17 protein-coding genes and 1 tRNA gene are annotated in these 19,016 nt (G+C 69.6%); 8 read left to right on the top strand and 10 right to left on the bottom strand.

All coding sequences use genetic code 11. From position 1 onward, the window contains the following. The first annotated feature begins 31 nt into the window (after positions 1-31). The 4 genes from ABT070_RS19675 (at position 32) to pknB (ending at position 6,676) form a co-directional block, all read left to right on the top strand. Complete coding sequence (locus ABT070_RS19675) at positions 32-1,600, top strand: Stp1/IreP family PP2C-type Ser/Thr phosphatase (RefSeq protein ID WP_351762048.1); 1,569 nt, start codon at positions 32-34, stop codon at positions 1,598-1,600. A 27-nt stretch (positions 1,601-1,627) separates the two neighbouring features. Then, positions 1,628-3,067 (top strand): FtsW/RodA/SpoVE family cell cycle protein, encoded by a 1,440-nt coding sequence (locus tag ABT070_RS19670; RefSeq protein ID WP_351762046.1) that lies wholly within the window; start codon positions 1,628-1,630, stop codon positions 3,065-3,067. Then, positions 3,064-4,533 carry a peptidoglycan D,D-transpeptidase FtsI family protein gene (locus ABT070_RS19665; RefSeq protein WP_351762043.1) on the top strand — a complete coding sequence of 490 codons (1,470 nt, stop codon included), beginning with the start codon at positions 3,064-3,066 and terminating at the stop codon, positions 4,531-4,533. Before ABT070_RS19670 ends, ABT070_RS19665 begins: the two co-directional genes overlap by 4 nt. 169 nt (positions 4,534-4,702) lie before the next feature. Next, positions 4,703-6,676 carry a Stk1 family PASTA domain-containing Ser/Thr kinase gene (pknB, locus tag ABT070_RS19660; protein ID WP_351762040.1) on the top strand — a complete coding sequence of 658 codons (1,974 nt, stop codon included), beginning with the start codon at positions 4,703-4,705 and terminating at the stop codon, positions 6,674-6,676. 116 nt (positions 6,677-6,792) lie between these two features. Here pknB and ABT070_RS19655 read toward each other — a convergent pair whose 3' ends face one another. The 6 genes from ABT070_RS19655 to ABT070_RS19630 are packed head-to-tail and all read right to left on the bottom strand — an operon-like array spanning position 6,793 to position 10,896. Next, complete coding sequence (locus ABT070_RS19655; protein WP_351762038.1) at positions 6,793-7,554, bottom strand: class E sortase; 762 nt, start codon at positions 7,552-7,554, stop codon at positions 6,793-6,795. 22 nt (positions 7,555-7,576) lie between these two features. Continuing rightward, the gene (locus ABT070_RS19650; RefSeq protein WP_351762035.1) at positions 7,577-8,632 is read right to left on the bottom strand and encodes a class E sortase; all 1,056 of its coding nucleotides are present in this window, start codon (positions 8,630-8,632) and stop codon (positions 7,577-7,579) included. Then, positions 8,629-9,267 (bottom strand): aminodeoxychorismate/anthranilate synthase component II, encoded by a 639-nt coding sequence (locus ABT070_RS19645; protein WP_351762032.1) that lies wholly within the window; start codon positions 9,265-9,267, stop codon positions 8,629-8,631. Before ABT070_RS19645 ends, ABT070_RS19650 begins: the two co-directional genes overlap by 4 nt. Beyond that, entirely contained in the window at positions 9,264-9,425 is a 162-nt protein-coding gene (locus tag ABT070_RS19640; RefSeq protein ID WP_142265183.1) for a hypothetical protein, read from the bottom strand. Before ABT070_RS19640 ends, ABT070_RS19645 begins: the two co-directional genes overlap by 4 nt. 52 nt (positions 9,426-9,477) lie before the next feature. Further along, positions 9,478-10,155 (bottom strand): class E sortase, encoded by a 678-nt coding sequence (locus ABT070_RS19635; RefSeq protein ID WP_351762209.1) that lies wholly within the window; start codon positions 10,153-10,155, stop codon positions 9,478-9,480. A gap of 33 nt (positions 10,156-10,188) precedes the next feature. Continuing rightward, on the bottom strand, positions 10,189-10,896 hold the full coding sequence (locus ABT070_RS19630; RefSeq protein ID WP_451101129.1) for a DUF881 domain-containing protein: 708 nt from the start codon (positions 10,894-10,896) through the stop codon (positions 10,189-10,191). A gap of 317 nt (positions 10,897-11,213) precedes the next feature. Between ABT070_RS19630 and crgA the strand changes: the two genes are divergently transcribed. Beyond that, positions 11,214-11,468 (top strand): cell division protein CrgA, encoded by a 255-nt coding sequence (gene crgA, locus ABT070_RS19625; protein ID WP_054242100.1) that lies wholly within the window; start codon positions 11,214-11,216, stop codon positions 11,466-11,468. A gap of 242 nt (positions 11,469-11,710) precedes the next feature. On the opposite strand, the gene ABT070_RS19620 is transcribed toward crgA, so the two are convergent. Further along, complete coding sequence (locus ABT070_RS19620; protein WP_351762027.1) at positions 11,711-12,601, bottom strand: rhomboid family intramembrane serine protease; 891 nt, start codon at positions 12,599-12,601, stop codon at positions 11,711-11,713. Between the two features lie 153 nt (positions 12,602-12,754). Beyond that, a complete protein-coding gene (locus ABT070_RS19615) occupies positions 12,755-13,288 on the bottom strand; it encodes a peptidylprolyl isomerase (protein ID WP_351762024.1) in 534 nt (177 codons plus the stop codon). A gap of 332 nt (positions 13,289-13,620) precedes the next feature. On the opposite strand from ABT070_RS19615, the gene ABT070_RS19610 reads away from it, so the two are divergent. Then, positions 13,621-14,325, top strand: a complete 705-nt coding sequence (locus tag ABT070_RS19610) for a DUF5324 family protein (protein WP_351762021.1) — start codon at positions 13,621-13,623, stop codon at positions 14,323-14,325. Between the two features lie 77 nt (positions 14,326-14,402). On the opposite strand, the gene ABT070_RS19605 is transcribed toward ABT070_RS19610, so the two are convergent. Then, a tRNA-Ala gene (locus ABT070_RS19605) sits at positions 14,403-14,475 on the bottom strand. Positions 14,476-14,655: 180 nt separating this feature from the next. On the opposite strand from ABT070_RS19605, the gene ABT070_RS19600 reads away from it, so the two are divergent. Further along, positions 14,656-15,204, top strand: coding sequence for a helix-turn-helix domain-containing protein (locus tag ABT070_RS19600; protein ID WP_020130633.1), 549 nt, complete (start codon positions 14,656-14,658; stop codon positions 15,202-15,204). Between the two features lie 158 nt (positions 15,205-15,362). Further along, complete coding sequence (locus ABT070_RS19595) at positions 15,363-17,597, top strand: serine/threonine-protein kinase (RefSeq protein ID WP_351762018.1); 2,235 nt, start codon at positions 15,363-15,365, stop codon at positions 17,595-17,597. On the opposite strand, the gene ABT070_RS19590 is transcribed toward ABT070_RS19595, so the two are convergent. Next, positions 17,561-18,982, bottom strand: coding sequence for a hypothetical protein (locus ABT070_RS19590; protein ID WP_351762015.1), 1,422 nt, complete (start codon positions 18,980-18,982; stop codon positions 17,561-17,563). The genes ABT070_RS19595 and ABT070_RS19590 overlap by 37 nt on opposite strands. Between the last annotated feature and the right edge of the window lie 34 nt (positions 18,983-19,016).

Below are 19,016 nucleotides of genomic sequence, written 5' to 3'. Positions count from 1 at the left end.
CCGGTGTGCTCCCGACCGGAGGGTGGGCAGTGTGGCTCGACACGACCGGCTGTACCCGGAGCCGACGGGCGAGGTGCGCATGAGTCTGTCCCTGCGCTTCGCCGCCGGATCGCACAAAGGCATGATCCGGGAGGGCAACGAGGACTCCGGTTACGCCGGTCCCCGCCTGCTCGCCATCGCCGACGGCATGGGCGGCGCCGCCGCCGGTGAGGTCGCCTCCTCCGAGGCCATCTCCACCATCGTCGCCCTCGACGACGACGTCCCCGGCTCCGACGTCCTCACCTCGCTCGGTACCGCCGTCCAGCGCGCCAACGACCAGCTGCGCTCGCTGGTCGAGGAGGACCCCCAGCTCGAGGGCATGGGGACCACCCTGACCGCCCTGCTGTGGACCGGCCAGCGCCTCGGGCTCGTGCACGTCGGGGACTCGCGCGCGTACCTGCTGCGCGACGGCGTACTGACCCAGATCACACAGGACCACACCTGGGTGCAGCGACTCGTCGACGAGGGCCGCATCACCGAGGAAGAGGCCACCACCCACCCCCAGCGTTCGCTGCTGATGCGGGCGTTGGGCAGTGGTGAGCATGTCGAGCCGGATCTCTCGATCCGCGAGGTCCGGGCCGGCGACCGCTATCTGATCTGCTCCGACGGCCTGTCCGGCGTCGTCTCCCACCAGACGCTCGAGGACACCCTCGCCAGCTACCAGGGCCCCCAGGAGACCGTGCAGGAGCTGATCCAGCTCGCGCTGCGCGGCGGCGGCCCCGACAACATCACGGTCATCGTCGCCGACGTCCTCGACCTGGACACCGGCGACACCCTCGCCGGGCAGCTGTCCGACACCCCGGTCGTGGTCGGCGCGGTCGCCGAGAACCAGCTCCAGCTGCACGACAACGGCATCATGCAGACCCCGGCGGGACGCGCCTCGGGTCTCGGCCGCCGGCAGCAAGGGCGCGGCGGAGGCGGCGAGTTCGGCCCGCCCGGCTCCGGCGACATCACCGGCTTCATCCCCACCGACGGCTTCGGCGACTACACCGACGAGGACTTCGTCAAGCCCCGCAAGGGCCGCCGGTGGCTGAAGAGATCCTTCTACACCGTGCTCGCGCTCGCCGTGATCGGCGGCGGCCTGTACGGCGGCTACCGCTGGACGCAGACGCAGTACTACGTCGGCACCAGGGGCGAGCACGTCGCGCTGTACCGCGGCATCAGCCAGGACCTGGCCTGGGTGTCGCTGTCGAAGGTGGAGAAGGACCACCCCGAGATCGAACTCAAGTACCTCCCGGACTACCAGCAGAAGCTGGTCGAGGCGACGATCGCCGAGGGCAACCTGTCCACCGCCCAGAAGAAGATCGACGAGCTGGCCGTCCAGGCCTCCGCGTGCAAGAAGCACTCCGAGACCCCCACGGCGAGCAAGACCGGTTCGAAGACCGGTGAGGGCCAGGCCGGCGGCACCACGGGAACCACGCCCGTCTCCGTCACGTCCAAGGCATCGCCGAGCCCCTCGGCAACCGCGTCCCCGTCCGCACCCGCGACCACTACTCCCACCCCCGGCCCCAGCCTTTCGGAGGAAGAGCAGAAGGTCGTCTCGCGGTGCGGTGAGCAGTAGGCAAGCCGTGAGAGGCCCCGTCACACGATGAGCAGTACTACCAACTCGCCGACGCACCACACGTCCACGATCGGCTCGATCGGCACCCCGAGCCGGCGCAACACCGAGCTCGCGCTCCTGGTGTTCGCCGTCGTGATCCCGGTCTTCGCCTACGCCAACGTGGGCCTCGCGATCAACGAACAGGTGCCGTCCGGCCTCCTGAGCTACGGCCTCGGCCTCGGCCTGCTGGCCGGCGTCGCGCACCTCGTCGTGCGCAAGTTCGCGCCGTACGCGGACCCGCTGCTGCTGCCGGTGGCCACCCTGCTGAACGGGCTCGGACTCGTCGCCATCTGGCGGCTGGACCAGTCCAAGCTGCTGCAGCGCATCGAGCAGGCCGGTACCGCCGCGCCGCGGCAGCTGCTGTACACGGCGATGGGCATCGCGCTGTTCGTCGTGGTGCTGGTCTTCCTCAAGGACCACCGCGTCCTGCAGCGCTACACCTACATCTCCATGGTCGGCGCGATCTTCCTGCTGCTGCTGCCGCTCGTGCCGGGCCTCGGGCAGAACATCTACGGCGCCAAGATCTGGATCTCGGTGGCCGGTTTCTCCATCCAGCCCGGTGAGTTCGCCAAGATCGTGCTGGCGATCTTCTTCGCCGGCTATCTGATGGTGAAGCGCGACGCGCTCGCCCTGGCCAGCCGCCGCGTCCTCGGCCTCTACCTGCCGCGCGGCCGCGACCTCGGCCCGATCATCGTCGTCTGGATCATCTCGATCCTGATCCTGGTCTTCGAGACGGACCTCGGCACCTCGCTGCTGTTCTTCGGAATGTTCGTCATCATGCTGTACGTCGCCACCGAGCGGACCAGCTGGATCGTCTTCGGCATGCTGATGTCCGCGGCCGGCGCGGTCGGCGTGGCCCAGTTCGAGAGCCACGTCCAGCAGCGTGTCCAGGCCTGGCTCGACCCGATGAAGGAGTACACGCTCTCCCAGCAGGGCGTCGGCGGCCACTCCGAGCAGGCCATGCAGGCCCTGTGGGCGTTCGGCTCCGGCGGCACCCTCGGCACCGGCTGGGGCCAGGGCCACTCCGAGCTGATCAAGTTCGCCGCCAACTCCGACTTCATCCTCGCCACCTTCGGCGAGGAGCTCGGCCTGGCCGGCATCATGGCGCTGCTGCTGCTGTACGGCCTGATCGTCGAGCGCGGTGTGCGCACCGCCCTCGCCGCCCGCGACCCCTTCGGCAAGCTGCTGGCCATCGGCCTCTCCGGCGCCTTCGCCCTCCAGGTGTTCGTCGTCGCCGGCGGTGTGATGGGCCTCATCCCGCTCACCGGTATGACGATGCCCTTCCTGGCCTACGGCGGTTCCTCCGTCATCGCCAACTGGGCGCTGATCGGCATCCTGATCCGCATCAGCGACACCGCGCGCCGCCCCGCGCCCGCCCCCGCCTCGAACCCCGACGCCGAGATGACCCAGGTGGTCCGCCCGTCATGAACAAGCCCCTGCGCCGGATCGCGATCTTCTGCGGCCTCCTGGTCCTCACCCTGCTGCTGCGCGACAACTACCTCCAGTACGTCAAGGCGGACAGCCTCGCCAGCGACACCAAGAACCGTCGCGTCAACATCACCCGCTACTCGACCCCGCGCGGCGACATCATCGTCGACGGCAAGGCCATCACCGGCTCGGTCGAGACCACCGGCGACTACAAGTACAAGCGCACCTGGTCCAACGGCGCGATGTGGGCGCCGGTCACCGGCTACTCCTCGCAGGCCTTCGGCGCCAACCAGCTGGAGAAGCTCGAGGACGGCATCCTCAGCGGCAACGACGACCGGCTCTTCTTCCGCAACACCCTGGACATGATCACGGGCAAGGAGAAGGAAGGCGGCAGCGTCGTCACCACCCTCAACGCCGCCGCGCAGAAGGCCGCGTACCAGGGCCTGGGCGACAAGAAGGGCGCGGTCGCCGCGATCGAGCCGTCCACCGGCAAGATCCTGGCGCTGGTCTCCACGCCGTCGTACGACCCGTCGAAGTTCGCCGGGTCCTCCGACACGGACCAGGAGGCGTGGAACGCGGTCCAGAAGAAGAACGACGCCGACGACCCGATGCTCAACCGCGCGCTGCGCGAGACCTACCCGCCCGGCTCCACGTTCAAGGTGGTCACGGCCGCCGCCGCGCTGGAGAACGGCGAGGTGTCCGGCGTCGACGACAAGACCGACACCCCGGACCCGTTCCCGCTGCCGCAGTCCTCGAGCAAGCTCACCAACGAGCACGGCGCCTGCGAGAACGCCACGCTGCGCTACGCGCTCACGGTGTCCTGCAACACCGTCTTCGCGAAGATGGCCGACAACGTCGGCAACGAGAAGATGATCGAGCAGGCGGGCAAGTTCGGCTTCAACGAGGCCGAGCTGGACACCCCGGTGCGCGCCGCCGAGTCGATCTACCCCGAGGACAACCGGCCGCAGAACTCCCTGGACGGCATCGGCCAGGGCTCCAACCGCGCCACCCCGCTCCAGATGGCCATGGTCGCCTCGGCGGTCGCCAACGACGGCAAGCTGATGAAGCCGTACATGGTCGACCAGCTCAAGGCCCCCAACCTGGACACCCTGGAGACGACCGAGCCCCAGCAGCTGTCCCAGGCCGTCTCGTCCAAGACGGCGCAGGCGCTCCAGGAAATGATGGAGTCGGTCGTCAACGACCCGCAGGGCACCGGCGGCAAGGCCAAGATCGACGGCGTCACCGTCGGCGGCAAGACCGGTACCGCCCAGCACGGCCTCAACAACAAAGAGAAGCCGTACGCCTGGTTCATCTCGTACGCCAAGCTTTCCGACGGCAGCGCGCCGGTCGCGGTCGCGGTCGTCGTGGAGGACGGCGCCGCCGACCGCGGCGACATCACCGGCGGCGGTCTCGCCGGTCCGATCGCGAGGGACGTGATGAAGGCAGTCATCGACAGCAAGAAGTGACCCCCATCACGTCGCCTGCACATCGGTGCACGTTGCGATACCGGTCCTGTATCGGGTGACGGGCTTGGCCAGGTCACACAGCGCCGTCCGGGTACGGTATGCCCGGACGGTAGCCTCCGGCCGCACACGTGTGCCGGTCGGGACCGACGGAGAGGGCTGGTAGGTAGCTATGGAAGAGCCGCGTCGCCTCGGCGGCCGGTACGAGCTGGGCCATGTGCTCGGCCGTGGTGGCATGGCCGAGGTCTATCTCGCGCATGACACCCGCCTCGGCCGCACCGTGGCGGTGAAGACGCTGCGCGCGGACCTCGCGCGCGACCCTTCCTTCCAGGCCCGGTTCCGCCGGGAAGCCCAGTCTGCCGCCTCGCTCAACCACCCCGCGATCGTTGCGGTCTACGACACGGGCGAGGACTACATCGACGGGGTCTCGATCCCGTACATCGTCATGGAGTACGTCGACGGCTCCACGCTCCGTGAGCTGCTCCACTCCGGCCGCAAGCTGCTGCCCGAGCGGACGCTGGAGATGACCATCGGCATCCTCCAGGCACTGGAGTACTCGCACAGAGCCGGCATCGTCCACCGTGACATCAAGCCGGCGAACGTCATGCTGACGCGCAACGGCCAGGTCAAGGTCATGGACTTCGGTATCGCCCGCGCCATGGGCGACTCCGGGATGACGATGACCCAGACGTCCGCGGTCATCGGCACGGCCCAGTACCTCTCGCCGGAGCAGGCCAAGGGCGAGCAGGTCGACGCGCGCTCCGACCTGTACTCGTCGGGCTGTCTGCTCTACGAACTGCTGACGGTGCGCCCGCCGTTCGTCGGGGACTCCCCGGTGGCCGTGGCCTACCAGCACGTCCGGGAGGAGCCGCAGCCCCCGAGCGTCTTCGACCCCGAGATCACCCCCGAGATGGACGCCATCGTCCTGAAGGCACTGGTCAAGGACCCGAACTACCGCTACCAGTCCGCCGACGAGATGCGCCTGGACATCGAGGCCTGCCTCGACGGCCAGCCGGTCGGCGCCACGGCGGCCATGGGCTCGGTCGGTTACGGCGGCTACGGCGACGACCAGGCCACCACGGCCATGCGCTCCGCGGACGCCGGGGCCACGTCGATGCTGCCGCCCATGAACCCGGACGACGGCGGCTACGGCTACGACGACCGCCCGGGCCGGCGCCGCCAGAAGAAGTCCAACGCCTCGACGATCCTGCTGGTCGTCGCCGCGGTGCTGGTGCTCGTCGGCGCGGTGCTGATCGGCAAGTGGGTGTTCAGCGGCGGCGTGAACAACGAGTCGGTGAACGTGCCCAGCCTGGTCGGCCAGAGTCAGGTCGACGCCGAGAAACAGTTGACCAACAGCGATCTCAAGCTGGGAACGGTCACCCAGAAGGCCTGCGAGGACCAGCCCAAGGGCAAGATCTGCGACCAGGACCCCAAGGCCGCGACCGAGGTCGACAAGGACACCACCGTCAACCTGGTGATCTCCACCGGTGCGCCGAAGGTGGCCGTGCCGAACGTGATCGACAAGGACGTCGAGGCCGCGACGAAGCAGCTCGAGGCCAAGGGCTTCGAGGTGGAGACCAAGCAGACGGAGTCCTCACAGGAGCCGGGCACGGTCCTCAGCCAGAACCCCGATCCGGCCACGGAGTTGGAGAAGGGCTCGACGGTGACCCTCGAGATCGCCAAGGCCGAGGAGAAGGCCACGGTCCCGGACGTCTCCAACAAGAGCTGCGACGAGGCCAAGGCGCAGATGGAGCAGAACAACCTCAAGGGCAACTGCGTCGAGGTCGACACCCAGGACCAGAACCAGGTCGGCAAGGTCATCCAGACCGTCCCGTCGATCGGCTCCCAGGCCGACAAGGACTCCACGGTCCAGATCCAGATCGGCAAGAGCACCCAGACCCAGGTCCCGTCCAACCTCCAGGGCCTGAGCGTCAAGGACGCCAAGCAGGCGCTCCAGGACGCGGGGCTGAACGTCGGCAACATCACCGGCAACTCGGACGACGACGCCCAGGTCATCAGCTCGGACCCGGCCCCCGGCAGCACCGTCAACAAGGGCCAGACGGTCAACCTGGTCGCCTTCAAGAACGGTGGCAACAACGGCGGCAACAACGGCGGGACCACCTTCTTCGGCGGGACCAGCGGTTAGCCGCACCCAGGCGGCAGCAACACAGCGGCAAGAGCGTGGGCCCCACCGGATACGTCCGGTGGGGCCCACGCTCTTGCGGTGCGGGCTCGGTCCGAGCCTTGCTCCGACCTCGCGGTCTAGCTCAGTTCCTTCGGCGGTGTCCGGTCCGCGTCCACCTTCTCGACACGCTCCAACTCCCCCCACACCACGTACCGGTACCGGCTCGTGTACACCGGCGTGCAGGTCGTCAGGGTGATGTAGCGGCCGGCCTTCTTCCTGCCGGACTCCTTGGGGATCTGGCCGAGGACCTCGACGTTGTACTTCGAGGTCTCGGGGAGGACCGCGTAGACCTTGTAGACGTACCAGTCGTCCTTCGTCTCGAAGACGATCGGGTCGCCCTTCTCCAGCTTGTCGATGTTGTGGAACTTCGCGCCGTGGCCGTCGCGGTGGGCGGCGAGCGTGAAGTTGCCCTCCTTGCCGCTCGTCGGGAGAGCGGCCTTGAAGGGATCGGTGTAGTAGCCGGCGACGCCGTCGTTGAGGATCTTCGAGGAGGTGCCCTTCTCGACCAGCACCTCGCCGTTCCGCATCGCGGGCACATGCAGGAAGCCGATGCCGTCCTTGGTGTCGAGCGCCCCGGGACCGCTGTCCTGCTGGGCCCAGTTGTCGCGCACCTTGTCGCCCTGCCGGTCCGCGTGCCGGTCGGCCACGATGTTCGTCCACCACAGGGAGTAGACGACGAACAGGCCGAGCACCAGGCCCGCCGTGATGAGGAGTTCGCCGAAGACGCTGACGGCCAACGCGATCCGGTTGCCCCCGCGGCGCCGTGGCGCGGGATCGGACGCGTCCACGCGCGCGTGCTCTTCGTGCTCGGTGTCGCCGGTGGTCGCTGCCACGTTCATCTGCCCCTACTCGACTGCACGCCTACTCGACGAGCGCATCCGGCTTTCCCTTGCTGCGCGGCCGTTCCTCGACCATCTTGCCCCAGACGATCAGGCGGTACTTGCTGGTGAACTCCGGGGTGCAGGTGGTGAGGGTGATGTACCGGCCCGGCCCGGTGAATCCGGACTCCGGCGGCACCGGGTCGAGGACGCTCGTGTTGCTGGGCGCGGTCACCGGCAGCGAGGACGTCATCTTGTAGACGAAGTACTCGTCCTGCGTCTCGACGACGATGTCGTCGCCCGCCTGAAGCCTGTTGATGTACCGGAACGGCTCGCCGTGCGTGTTGCGGTGGCCCGCGAGCCCGAAGTTGCCGGTCTTCGCGTCGGGCATCGCCGTCGCCAGCGGGTCCTCGCCGTAGTGCCCGACCATGCCCTTGTCGAGCACCTTCTTGTTGCTGATGCCCTCGGCGATCGGCACGACCACGTCCAGCTTGGGGATGTGCAGGATGGCGAAGCCCTGCCCCGGCGAGAAGACACCGGGGGCGCCCTTGCCGCTCGCCCAGTCGTTCTGGAGGCTGCTCGCCTCCTTGTCCGCCTGCGCGTGCGCCCGCACGTTCGTCCACCACAGCTGGTAGGTGACGAAGAGCAGCATCAGCACGCCCGTGGTGATGAACACCTCGCCGACCGCCCGGCTGGCGACGACGGCGGCGCTCGGCTTGCGGGCCCGCTGCCGGCGGCGCGCCTCGACGCGGGACAGCGGCCGCTCGTCCTGCGGCGGCGCGTCGGCCCCGTTGTAGGACTCGGAGGCCTCGTCATGGCCCCCGTGGCGGCCATGACGGCCCTTGGCGGCCTTTCTGCGGGCCGCACGACCGCCCGCCGGGGTTCCAGGGGCAGGAGAGGCCGCTGAGGCGCCAGAAGCGGTTATGGGGCCGCCGCCGAACATGGACGCAGGCGGTATCCGCAGCGCCACCGTCTCCTCGTCGATCGGCGGCTGGTACGGCTCCCCGGCGTAGGGACCGGCTCCGTAGGCGTCACCGCCGAACGACTCGTACGGCGCGCTGCCGTACGAGTCCTCACGCTCGGGGCGCAGCGCGGTCACGCCGTGGCCCTGCCCACCACCGGGGCGAGCCCCGCCGACCTCGCCACCGCGCCCTGGTCGCCGCACTCCACCAGCCAGTTGGCCAGCATCCGGTGCCCGTGCTCGGTCAGCACCGACTCGGGGTGGAACTGGACTCCCTCGACGGGCAGTTCACGGTGGCGCAGGCCCATGATGATCCCGTCGTGCGTACGGGCCGTGACCTCGAGCTCGGCCGGGACCGTCGCCGGCTCGGCGGCCAGCGAGTGGTAGCGGGTCGCCGTGAAGGGGGTCGGCAGACCGGCGAACACGCCCCTGCCCCCGTGCTCCACCAGCGAGGTCTTGCCGTGCAGCAGCTCCGGCGCCCGGTCCACGACACCGCCGTACGCGACCTGCATCGACTGCATGCCCAGGCAGACGCCGAAGACGGGGACGCCGGTGGCCGCGCAGTGCCGGACCATCTCGATGCAGACGCCGGCCTCCTCGGGCGTGCCCGGCCCGGGGGACAGCAGCACACCGTCGAAACCGTCCTGGGCGTGGGCCGTGGAGACCTCGTCGTTGCGCAGGACCTCGCACTCGGCGCCCAGCTGGTAGAGGTACTGGACCAGGTTGAAGACGAAACTGTCGTAGTTGTCGACGACGAGAATGCGCGCACTCACTGGTTGTCCACCGTCACATCGTTGAAGGGAAGCAGCGGTTCGGCCCACGGGAAGACGTACTGGAACAGCGCGTACACCACGGCCACGACCAGCATGATCGAGATCAGCGCCTTGGCCCACGCGTTTCCCGGCAGATGCCGCCAGATCCAGCCGTACATGCCGTCCCTTCCGTCGCATCACGGCACCTGACTCACGCCGTACGCCACCAGACTAACGGCGCAGGGCCTTCGGTTCGCCTGCCTCCACGGGCTGTGTGGAGTCCAGGTGCGCCCAGACGATCAGCCGGTGACTGTGCCCCCATTCCGGATCGCACGTGGTCAACGTCAGGTACCGGCCCGGACGCGTGTACCCCGACTTACGTGGCACAGCGTCGATCACCTCGACGTCCGAGGGCACGGTTTTGTAAGGCCCTTTGTCGACCCGATAGGTGAACCAGGTCGTCCCGTCCGTCAGAACCACCGCGTCACCCCGCCTGAGCTCGGGAAAGTCCTTGAAAGGGTCGCCATAGGTACGGCGGTGACCCGCGACGGAGAAGTTCCCGGTCTGCCCGAGCCGCGCGCTGCCCGCGTAGTGCCCCAGCCCCTTCTTCAGGGTGCCGGTCGCCGTGCCCTCGAGCACCGGCTTGTTCCACGTGAAACCAAGGCGTGGGATGTACATCACCGCGAAGGGCTTGCCGCTGCGGTACGGCGCCGGACGCGCCGTGGCGCTCGCACCGGGCGTGGGACTCACGGTCCCCTGTGCCCACTGGTCGTGGAGGTCGTCTATCTGGTCACCCATGACGCGGTCGGCCTGCACGCCGGTCCAGAACAGCACGTAGACGACGAAGAGGACGATGACGGTGCCGGCGGTGATGCACAGCTCGCTGAACGTCCTGACGATCACCCGCACCGACACAGGCGCCCCCCGGCGGCCGCTGCTCCACTACTCCACAGGCTTGGCGTAGTGCAGATCCACTGTGCCCGAGTAGCCGGGCAGAGTCACCGCCCCGTCCTCGGTGACTTTCCAGCCGAGGCCGTAGACGTTCACGTAGACCATGTAGTTCTGGATCGCCGGAGCTTCGGCGAGCGCCTGCTGCAGCTTCTCCGGGTCGCCGACCGCCTGGATCTTGTACGGCGGAGAGTAGACACGGCCCTGGAGGATCAGGGTGTTGCCGACACAGCGCACGGCGCTGGTGGAGATCAGCCGCTGGTCCATGACCTTGATGCCCTGGGCACCGCCCTGCCAGAGCGCGTTCACCACGGCCTGGAGGTCCTGCTGGTGGATGACCAGGTAGTCGGGCTGCGGCTCCGGGTAGCCGGGGAGCTTCGCGGTGGCGTTCGGCGGGGCGTCGTTGAGGGTGACCGTGATGGCCTTGCCCTTGACCTTCTGGGTCCCGGCGTTCTTCTCCAGTCCCGCGAGCTTGTCGTCCTGGGCCTGGGTGCTGCCGTCGTCGGCCTCGGCCAGCGATTCCACGTCGTCGCGCAGGACCCCGTTCGTCTCGTCCAGCTCGCCGTTCTTCTGGCTGCGCTCCTGGATGAGGTCGGAGAGCTTCAGCAGCGAGGCGTCCGTACGGATGTTGGTGCCCTTGGCCGTGTTGAAGCTGGTGAAGAAGAGAAGGCCGGCGAGGGCGAAGACACCCACCGTGAGCACCCGTACGGGCCGGAATCCGCCCCGCCGGTCGGACGAGGAGACGGACGGCCCGGCCTCGGAAGAAGCCGGGGAACCGACCGGGGACGGCTCGGGCGCGGGGTCGGGAGCGGAAACACGGTCGGGATCGGGGGCGGAACCCGTTGTACCCGTGCGGGGGGAGTCGGCAGAATTGCTCAACGTACCCTTATCTCCTTCGGCGCCGTAGAAGCACTACGCTAACGGACGCCCGGGGGAGTCCCTCAGTCCCCTAGCACGCAGCCCCCGAGCCCGATCCAGCACCTGCGCGGCCACGCAGCGCATCGACAGGAGAGACCCTCGTGCCGAAGTCACGTATCCGCAAGAAGGCCGACTACACGCCGCCCCCGGCGAAGCAGGCGACCGCCATCAAGCTGAACAGCCGTGCCTGGGTCGCGCCGGTCATGCTGGCCATGTTCCTCATCGGGCTCGCCTGGATCGTGGTCTTCTACGTCACAGACGGCTCTCTGCCCATCGACAAGCTGGACAACTGGAACATCGTCGTGGGCTTCGGGTTCATCGCGGCCGGGTTCGGCGTCTCCACCCAGTGGAAGTAGCTCTGCCCAGGGCTATCCCCTGAGTTATCCACAGCAGTTTTCCACATGGGGAAAAGAAAGACGATCTGTGGATAACTCATCGAAGGTTGACGCCGGTGTGACGTAACTACCGGCTGTCACCTTCACTCGAAAGACTGTTCGCCCCCTGCCTGACCTGTGCAAACGCAGGTCGATGGCAGGGGGCGCAGCTGTTCCCGCACGTTGTGCACAAGATTCGCCACAGACTGTGGACAACGGCGTGCTCAGGTGAGCTGGAGGGTCCTCAGGAGCGTCGCCACGACGACGATCACCAGCACCACCGCGCAGGTCCCGAACTGGACGAGGGCCCGGCGCTCGCGGGGGGCGTGGACCATACCGATGCCCATGACGACACCGGCGACCAGGCCGCCGATGTGGGCCTGCCAGGAGATACCGCCCCACCCGAACGTGATGACCAGGTTGATCACCAACAGGGCGATGATCGGCCGCATGTCCTGTCGCAGCCGGCGCATGAGGACCGCCGTCGCGCCGAACAGACCGAAGATCGCGCCCGAGGCGCCCAGGGTCGCGGTGGACGGCGAGCCGGCCAGATAGCACAGGGCGCTGCCCGCCAGGCCGGAGACCATGTAGAGCGACAGATAGCGGGCCCGGCCGAGCGCCTGTTCCAGCGGGCCGCCGAGCCACCACAGGCTCAGCATGTTGAAGGCGAGGTGCCAGGGAGCCTCGTGCGCGAACATCGAGGTGACCATGCGGTACCACTCGCCCTCGGCCACGCCCTCCGTCGGGTTGAAGGGGGCCGGGGGCCACTGGCCGATCAGCACCAGGCTGTCCAGCAGCGAGGACCGCACCTGCACGGCGAGGAACACCGCCACGTTGATCCCGATGAGGATCTTGGTGAGCAGCCGGGGATCGGCGGTGACGACACCCCCCGCGAGCGTGCGGGGCTGCGAGGCGCCGGGCGCGTGACCGGTGCCGGAGCCCTCGCGGACGCAGTTGGGGCACTGGAAACCGACCGAGGCGCTGACCATGCACTCCGGGCAGATCGGGCGCTCGCAGCGGGTGCAGCGAATGCCGGTCTCCCGGTCGGGATGGCGGTAGCAGACGGGCAGACCGCTCTGCGCGTCGTCCTGCCGGCTGCCAGGCGCCTGGTCCATGGGCTCCCCCAAGTAAGTCGTCCGAGTCGTCGTTCTCGGAGTGTCCGAGTATCCGAGTGTTCGAGGAGTCGGCGTAGTCGGAAAGGAACCGCCCTGCTCATCCTTACGGACGAGCAGGGCGTTTGGTTCCCGATGGTTCGCCGGGGCGTCGCCTCAGCTTTTGCGGCTCTCGACGACGACCGACTCGATGACGACGTCCTTCAGCGGACGGTCGGTGCGCGGGTTGGTCTGGGTGGCCACGATGGCGTCCACCACCTTCTGGCCGGCCGGGTCGACGACCTCACCGAAGATGGTGTGCTTGCGGGTCAGCCAGGCCGTGGGGGAGACGGTGATGAAGAACTGCGAGCCGTTGGTACCCGGGCCGGCGTTCGCCATGGCCAGCAGGTAGGGCCTGTCGAAGCGCAGGTCCGGGTGGAACTCGTCCTCGAACTGGTAGCCGGGGCCGCCGGTCCCGTTGCCCAGCGGATCGCCGCCCTGGATCATGAATCCGCTGATCACCCGGTGGAAGACCGTGCCGTCGTACAGCTTCTCCGTGGACCGCACGCCGGTCTCCGGGTTGACCCACTCACGCCCGCCGGTGGCGAGGTCGACGAAGTTCTTGACCGTCTTCGGGGCGTGGTCCGGGAACAGCCGGATCTCGATGTCGCCGTGGTTGGTCTTCAGGGTGGCGTACAGGTGCTCGGCCACGGTCTGCCTTCCGTTGTCTCTCTGTGACCCCCAGATCCTCGCACGGCCCGGGCCACGCACAGCCCGACGGCTCGTTCCGGCATCGGATCCGACAACAGGGGTACAGAAAAGCATCCGACTCGTCCGGGACGGGAGCGGGCGACGCCGATCCGTGGCATCGTCGGCTTTGTCGCCCTGTCGACCCTCTATTGCTATTGCCCCCGATCCGTCCCCTATCGCATGTGATCAGCACCCGTATGCCCGTCCACGCATGCCGGGACGGCCATTGACAGGCATGATCCGTAAAAGGGTGGAAAGTCGAAATACCGTACGCCACCGAGGAGGAGGAACCCGTGACCCGCATCGACAGCGTGCGCGCCGCGACCGGCTCGGCGAAGGACAGCGTGCTGCACGCCGCGGAAGTGGTGGCGCCCTACGCCGACACGGCCAAGGAACGGGCCGCGCTCTACGCGCATGAGGCCCGTGTACGGCTCGCGCCCAAGGTGTCGCTGGCCGCAGAACAGGCCCGCGTGCAGTACGACGCCCACGTCGCCCCGCGTCTGGAGCAGGCGAAGACACATGTCCCGCCGAAGGTAGACCTGGCCGCGCAGGAAGCGGCCGCCCGCACCCGGCTGGTCGCACGACAGGCCGCCGACTACTCCCGGCCGAGGATCGAGCAGGCGGTGGCCGCGGCCGGGCCCGTGAAGGACGAGGCCGCGGCCCGAGGTGTCGCCGCGCTGGCCGCTCTGCGCGGCCAGGTGACGCCGAAGGAGATCGAGAAGCTGACGCGCAAGCACCGGCGGCGGGCCAAGGCGGGCAAGCTCGCCAAGGCGCTGATCGTCCTCGGTGCCGTCGCCGGCGGTGCCTACGCGGCCTGGAAGTGGTGGGACAAGCAGGCGAACCCGGACTGGCTGGTCGAGCCGCCGGCGGCCACGGAGGTACCCGCCTCGGGCGGCCTGGCCTCGGTGGACGGCAGCGGCGACCCGTCGGTCCTCGACCCCGAGGTACAGGCCAAGGAAGCCGAGGAGGAGGCCGCGAACCGCGACGACCGCAGCTGAGCGGCCGACCTGCGCCCGTATCTCACCAAAAAGACCCCGCCCACCTGCGAAAACGCAGGTGGGCGGGGTCTTGTAGGTGGAGCCTAGGGGAGTCGAACCCCTGACATCTGCCATGCAAAGACAGCGCTCTACCAACTGAGCTAAGGCCCCGCAAGAGACGTCCGGCCGGAAAACCTCGTACCGGCGGGCGCCGCAGACCAGAGTACCGGGTCACCCGGGGTATCTCGCAAAAAGATTGGGGGTCCCCGCGGATGACCACTCTCCGTAAGATGCTCGGACGCGGTTCGCTGGAGCGAACCGCGGTTTCTGGGGAAGCGATGGGGAGACGCAATGGACGCCGCACAGCAGGAAGCGACCGCGAGAGCGCGGGAACTCCAGCGGAACTGGTACGGGGAGCCGCTGGGGGCGCTCTTCCGTAAGCTCATCGACGATCTTGGCCTCAACCAGGCTCGTCTCGCTGGGGTACTGGGACTCTCGGCGCCGATGCTGTCGCAGCTGATGAGCGGTCAGCGGGCGAAGATCGGCAACCCGGCGGTGGTGCAGCGGGTGCAGCTGCTCCAGGAGTTGGCGGCACAGGTCGCGGACGGCAGCGTCAGCGCCGCCGAGGCGACCGAGCGCATGGACGAGATCAAGCGGTCGCAGGGGGGCTCGGTGCTCAGCAACACCACACAGACGACGAGCGGTTCGGGAGCGCCCACGGTCAAGCGGGTCGTCCGCGAGATCCAGTCCCTGCTGCGCTCGGTGGCCGCCGCCGGCGACATCATCGACGCCGCCGACACTCTCGCCCCGACCCACCCGGAACTGGCAGAGTTCCTCCGGGTGTACGGCGCCGGACGTACCTCCGACGCGGTCACGCACTACCAGTCCCACCAGAACTGAGCCCTCGGCCCGGTCGCCGAAGGGGGTTCGGCAGCCGGGCGGTCGGCGGTTCGGGGGGCATCACGACACAGCGGGGCACACGGGGGTCGTATCGCTCATCGCGGGGGAAGCAGAGGGGGAGACCCGAGCGGGACCAGGGGGAGGAGCGACGCACAGCCATGGGTGAGGTCTTCGCCGGACGGTACGAACTGGCCGACCCGATCGGTCGCGGAGGGGTCGGCGCGGTCTGGCGTGCCTGGGACCACCGCCGCCGCCGCTACGTGGCCGCCAAGGTGCTCCAGCAGAGCGACGCGCACGCGCTGCTGCGTTTCGTCCGCGAGCAGGCGCTGCGGATCGACCACCCGCATGTGCTCGCGCCCGCCAGCTGGGCCGCCGACGACGACAAGGTCCTGTTCACCATGGACCTGGTGGCCGGCGGTTCGCTGGTCCATCTCGTCGGCGACTACGGCCCGCTGCCCCCGGTCTTCGTGTGCACACTGCTCGACCAGCTGCTCTCCGGACTCACCGCGGTCCACGCGGAGGGTGTCGTGCACCGCGACATCAAACCCGCCAACATCCTGCTGGAAGCCACCGGTACGGCCCGGCCGCGCCTCAGGCTCTCCGACTTCGGCATCGCCATGCGGCTGGGCGAACCCCGGCTGACCGAGACCAACCTCGTGGTCGGAACGCCCGGTTACCTCGCGCCCGAGCAGATGATGGGCGCCGAACCCGACTTCCCCGCCGACCTGTTCGCCGTCGGCCTGGTCGCGCTGTATCTGCTGGAGGGCGCCAAGCCGGACGCCAAGGCACTCGTCCAGTACTTCGCCGAGCACGGCACCCCGGGCGCCCCCAAGAGCGTTCCCGAGCCGTTGTGGCAGGTCGTCGCCACCCTGCTCCAGCCGGACCCGCAGGCGCGCTTCCGTACGGCCACGGGGGCGCGCAAGGCGCTCGCGGCGGCGACCGAGCTCCTCCCCGAACCCGGCCCGGACGACGAGCTGATCGAGATCTTCGACCAACTCGGCCCCCTGCCCCCGGGTTTCGGCCCCGACGGACCGCCGAAGCGGCCGAGGCCCCCCAACTCCCCGACCGCCCGCCCGCACACCGCCCCCGAAGAGGGCGGCCCAGCTGCCACACCCCACCCGCCCCTCCCACACCCCACCTCCGACCCGGCCCACCCGAGCACCACACCCGCCCCGGCCGACCGGGACCGGGGCCTGACTTCCGGTCCGGGGGGTCCGGGCACCGCTTCCGTTGCGGGAGGCATGAGCACCGCTGCCCGCCAGGAAGGCCCGGTCATCACTCCCAGCCCGGGAGGCTCAGGTACCGCTCCCGGCCCGGAAGGCCTGGGCGTCACTCCGGCTCCCGGTGGCCTGGGCTCCCCACCTCACCCGGGCCGCCCGCACACGCCTCCCGAGGCGGCCGGTCTCGGCGCCGCACCCCACTCGGGCCCACCGGACAGCGCGCCCCGGCCGGACGGACGGGGAACCGTTTCGCCACCCGCCCGCCCGGGAGTGGCCCCGGGTGCCGTCCCCGCGGGCAGCGGATACCTGCCCTCAGGTCCAGCGGCGTCGGCCGCCGCTGCCCACCCGGGCACAGACAGCCTGCCCTCCTGGCCGGACGGAGCGCCTGATCCGTCCCGTCCAGGCACGGAAACGGGCACTGGTGAGGGCACCGGTACTGACACTGGCACGGGCACCGGTACAGGCACTGGTACGGGCACCGGTACAAGCGTGGGGGCGGAGACCGACCCGGGCTCGGGCACGGACGGCGGTGCAGGTACCGGCGCCGGCGTAGGTACTGGCGCCGGTGCCGGTGCCGAATCGGGGTGGTCGGCGTGGTCGGGCAGGGATGCCGTACCGTCCGCGCCAGGGCACGCCCCGGGCTCCCGCCCGGGCTCCGTACCGAACGATCCACGGCAGCACCCGGACTCGGTGCCTACCGATCCGCGTCGGCCCACGCACCCGACGCCGCGGTCGGCCACCTCCGCCCCGGCGCCCTCTCCCTCCATGTCGGACACCGGCAGCTTCCATCTGCCGCCCCCGCAGCCGGCGTTCGGCCCCCTCTCCGACCCCGTACCGCCGGAGCCCTCCGTTCCCGGTCCCCCCGCCTACGCGCCGACGCCCGCTCCCATGACCGCGCCCCCGTACGAGCCCACGTTCGTACTGCCCACCCGGGGACAGCACGGTGACGTGTCGACCGCCTCGTACACCGCTCACGACCCTCAGAACCCTCACGCCCCGCAAGCACCGCAGGTCCCGCCTTCCCCGCAGGTCGTCTCGGCGCACGGCCGTCGCCGAGGGCATCGCGCCGCCCGCCGGGGGCGTCCCGGTCCGCCTGCCAAGGTCGCTCTGCCGCTGCTGTTGCTCGCTCTGGCCTGCTACGCCGTGGGGTTCTGGGCGTTGACGCGCATCTGAGCCGCGGCCCGGCGCCGGGCGGTCAGCGTCCATACCCCGAGCACCATCAGCAGCGCGCTTCCGGTGCCGATGCCACCCACGGCGACCGCCTTCATCGCCGGGTCGCCACCCGGCGAACCGCCGCCCGACGTGTCGGCGCCCGCCACGCCCACGCCCGCCGAGGGCTCGGGGTCGGGCGCGCCCACGTCGAAGAACCCGCGCGGCGCCGACTGCCGCGCGTACCCCGGAGCGGCCTCGGTGCTGCCCCCGAGACGGACACGCAGGGTCAGCCCGTAGGGCCCCTCGCCGAAACTCTCCGCGACCTGCGCGGCGAGGTGCACCACGAGGTAGTACGAGCCGGCGAACCGCAGCGACTTCGTCGGGTCGGTCGGGGCGTACCGGTTGACGTACCGGACCGGTGGGACCGGTGGCAGCGAGGCCGACTTCTGGCTGCCGCCGTAACCGGTGCCGGTCTCCTTGACCGAGGCGCGCACCGGGTTGTAGAGCGTCAGGTCCAGGGCGTCGACCACGTACCCGGAGTTCTTGTCCGCGCTGCCCAGGTCGACGGTGGCGGACAGCTGCCGCCCCCAGTCGACGGGCACCTTGTAGAAGAGGGTCTGCCCGGGGACGATCTCGTCGCTCCGGACGCCCTGCTCCACGGCGGCCGCCTCGGCGAAGCCGGCCCCGCCCCGGACGGGGACCGGCTCGTCCCCGGGCGGCGTGGGCGTAGCGGAGTCCCAGGCCTCGGGCACGCTCGTGGCGGCCGCCTTCGCCAGGGGCGATTCGGAGACGGGCGCGAGCTCCAGGTCCCAGGGCCGGTCGGCGGAGAGGTCCGTCTCCTCTTCACCGGTATTGGTACCGGTAGTGCTGCCGGTGCCGGTGCCCGTGTGCTCGACGACGACGTAGTACGTACCGGCCTTCTGGCACAGCCCCTTGCCCGGCAGGAGTTCACGCGCTCCCCAGGCGGTGAGCGGCTGCGGGCTCCTGGCGGTTCCGACGGTCACGGAGTCGGAGGAGCACGTGGTGCTGTCGGCGTCCTGCACGGAGACGCTGATCCCGTCCCCGGCCGGGAGCGTGGCTCCCGCGCGCGGGATCGCCGTGACGGAGACGTACACGTTCGACGTGCCGTCGAGTTCGAGGCGGTAGTAGGCCTTGTCCTCGGCCTGGAGGGAACTCCGGTACGTCGCGCCGGGTTCCAGACGTGCGGCGCCGGTGGTGCCCGTCGCGGCGGGGGCGCTGCGGACGTCGTCGGCGAAGGCGTACGAAGGGACGTCCGGCTCGGCCACGGCGACCTGTAAGGGCGGCACCGCCGACGCCACGCACAACACCGCTCCTACGACGGCACTCCGCTCGACCGCCCGCCACACGGCCGCTCCGCGCCCCGTACGCCCCGTACGCCGGGTCATCGACCCCGCCCCCTCGCCTTCGACCGAACGTGGG

This window comes from Streptomyces sp. NPDC002884 (assembly GCF_040295245.1).
Lineage (GTDB): Bacteria > Actinomycetota > Actinomycetes > Streptomycetales > Streptomycetaceae > Streptomyces.
This window is presented reverse-complemented; position numbering and strand designations above follow the sequence as displayed.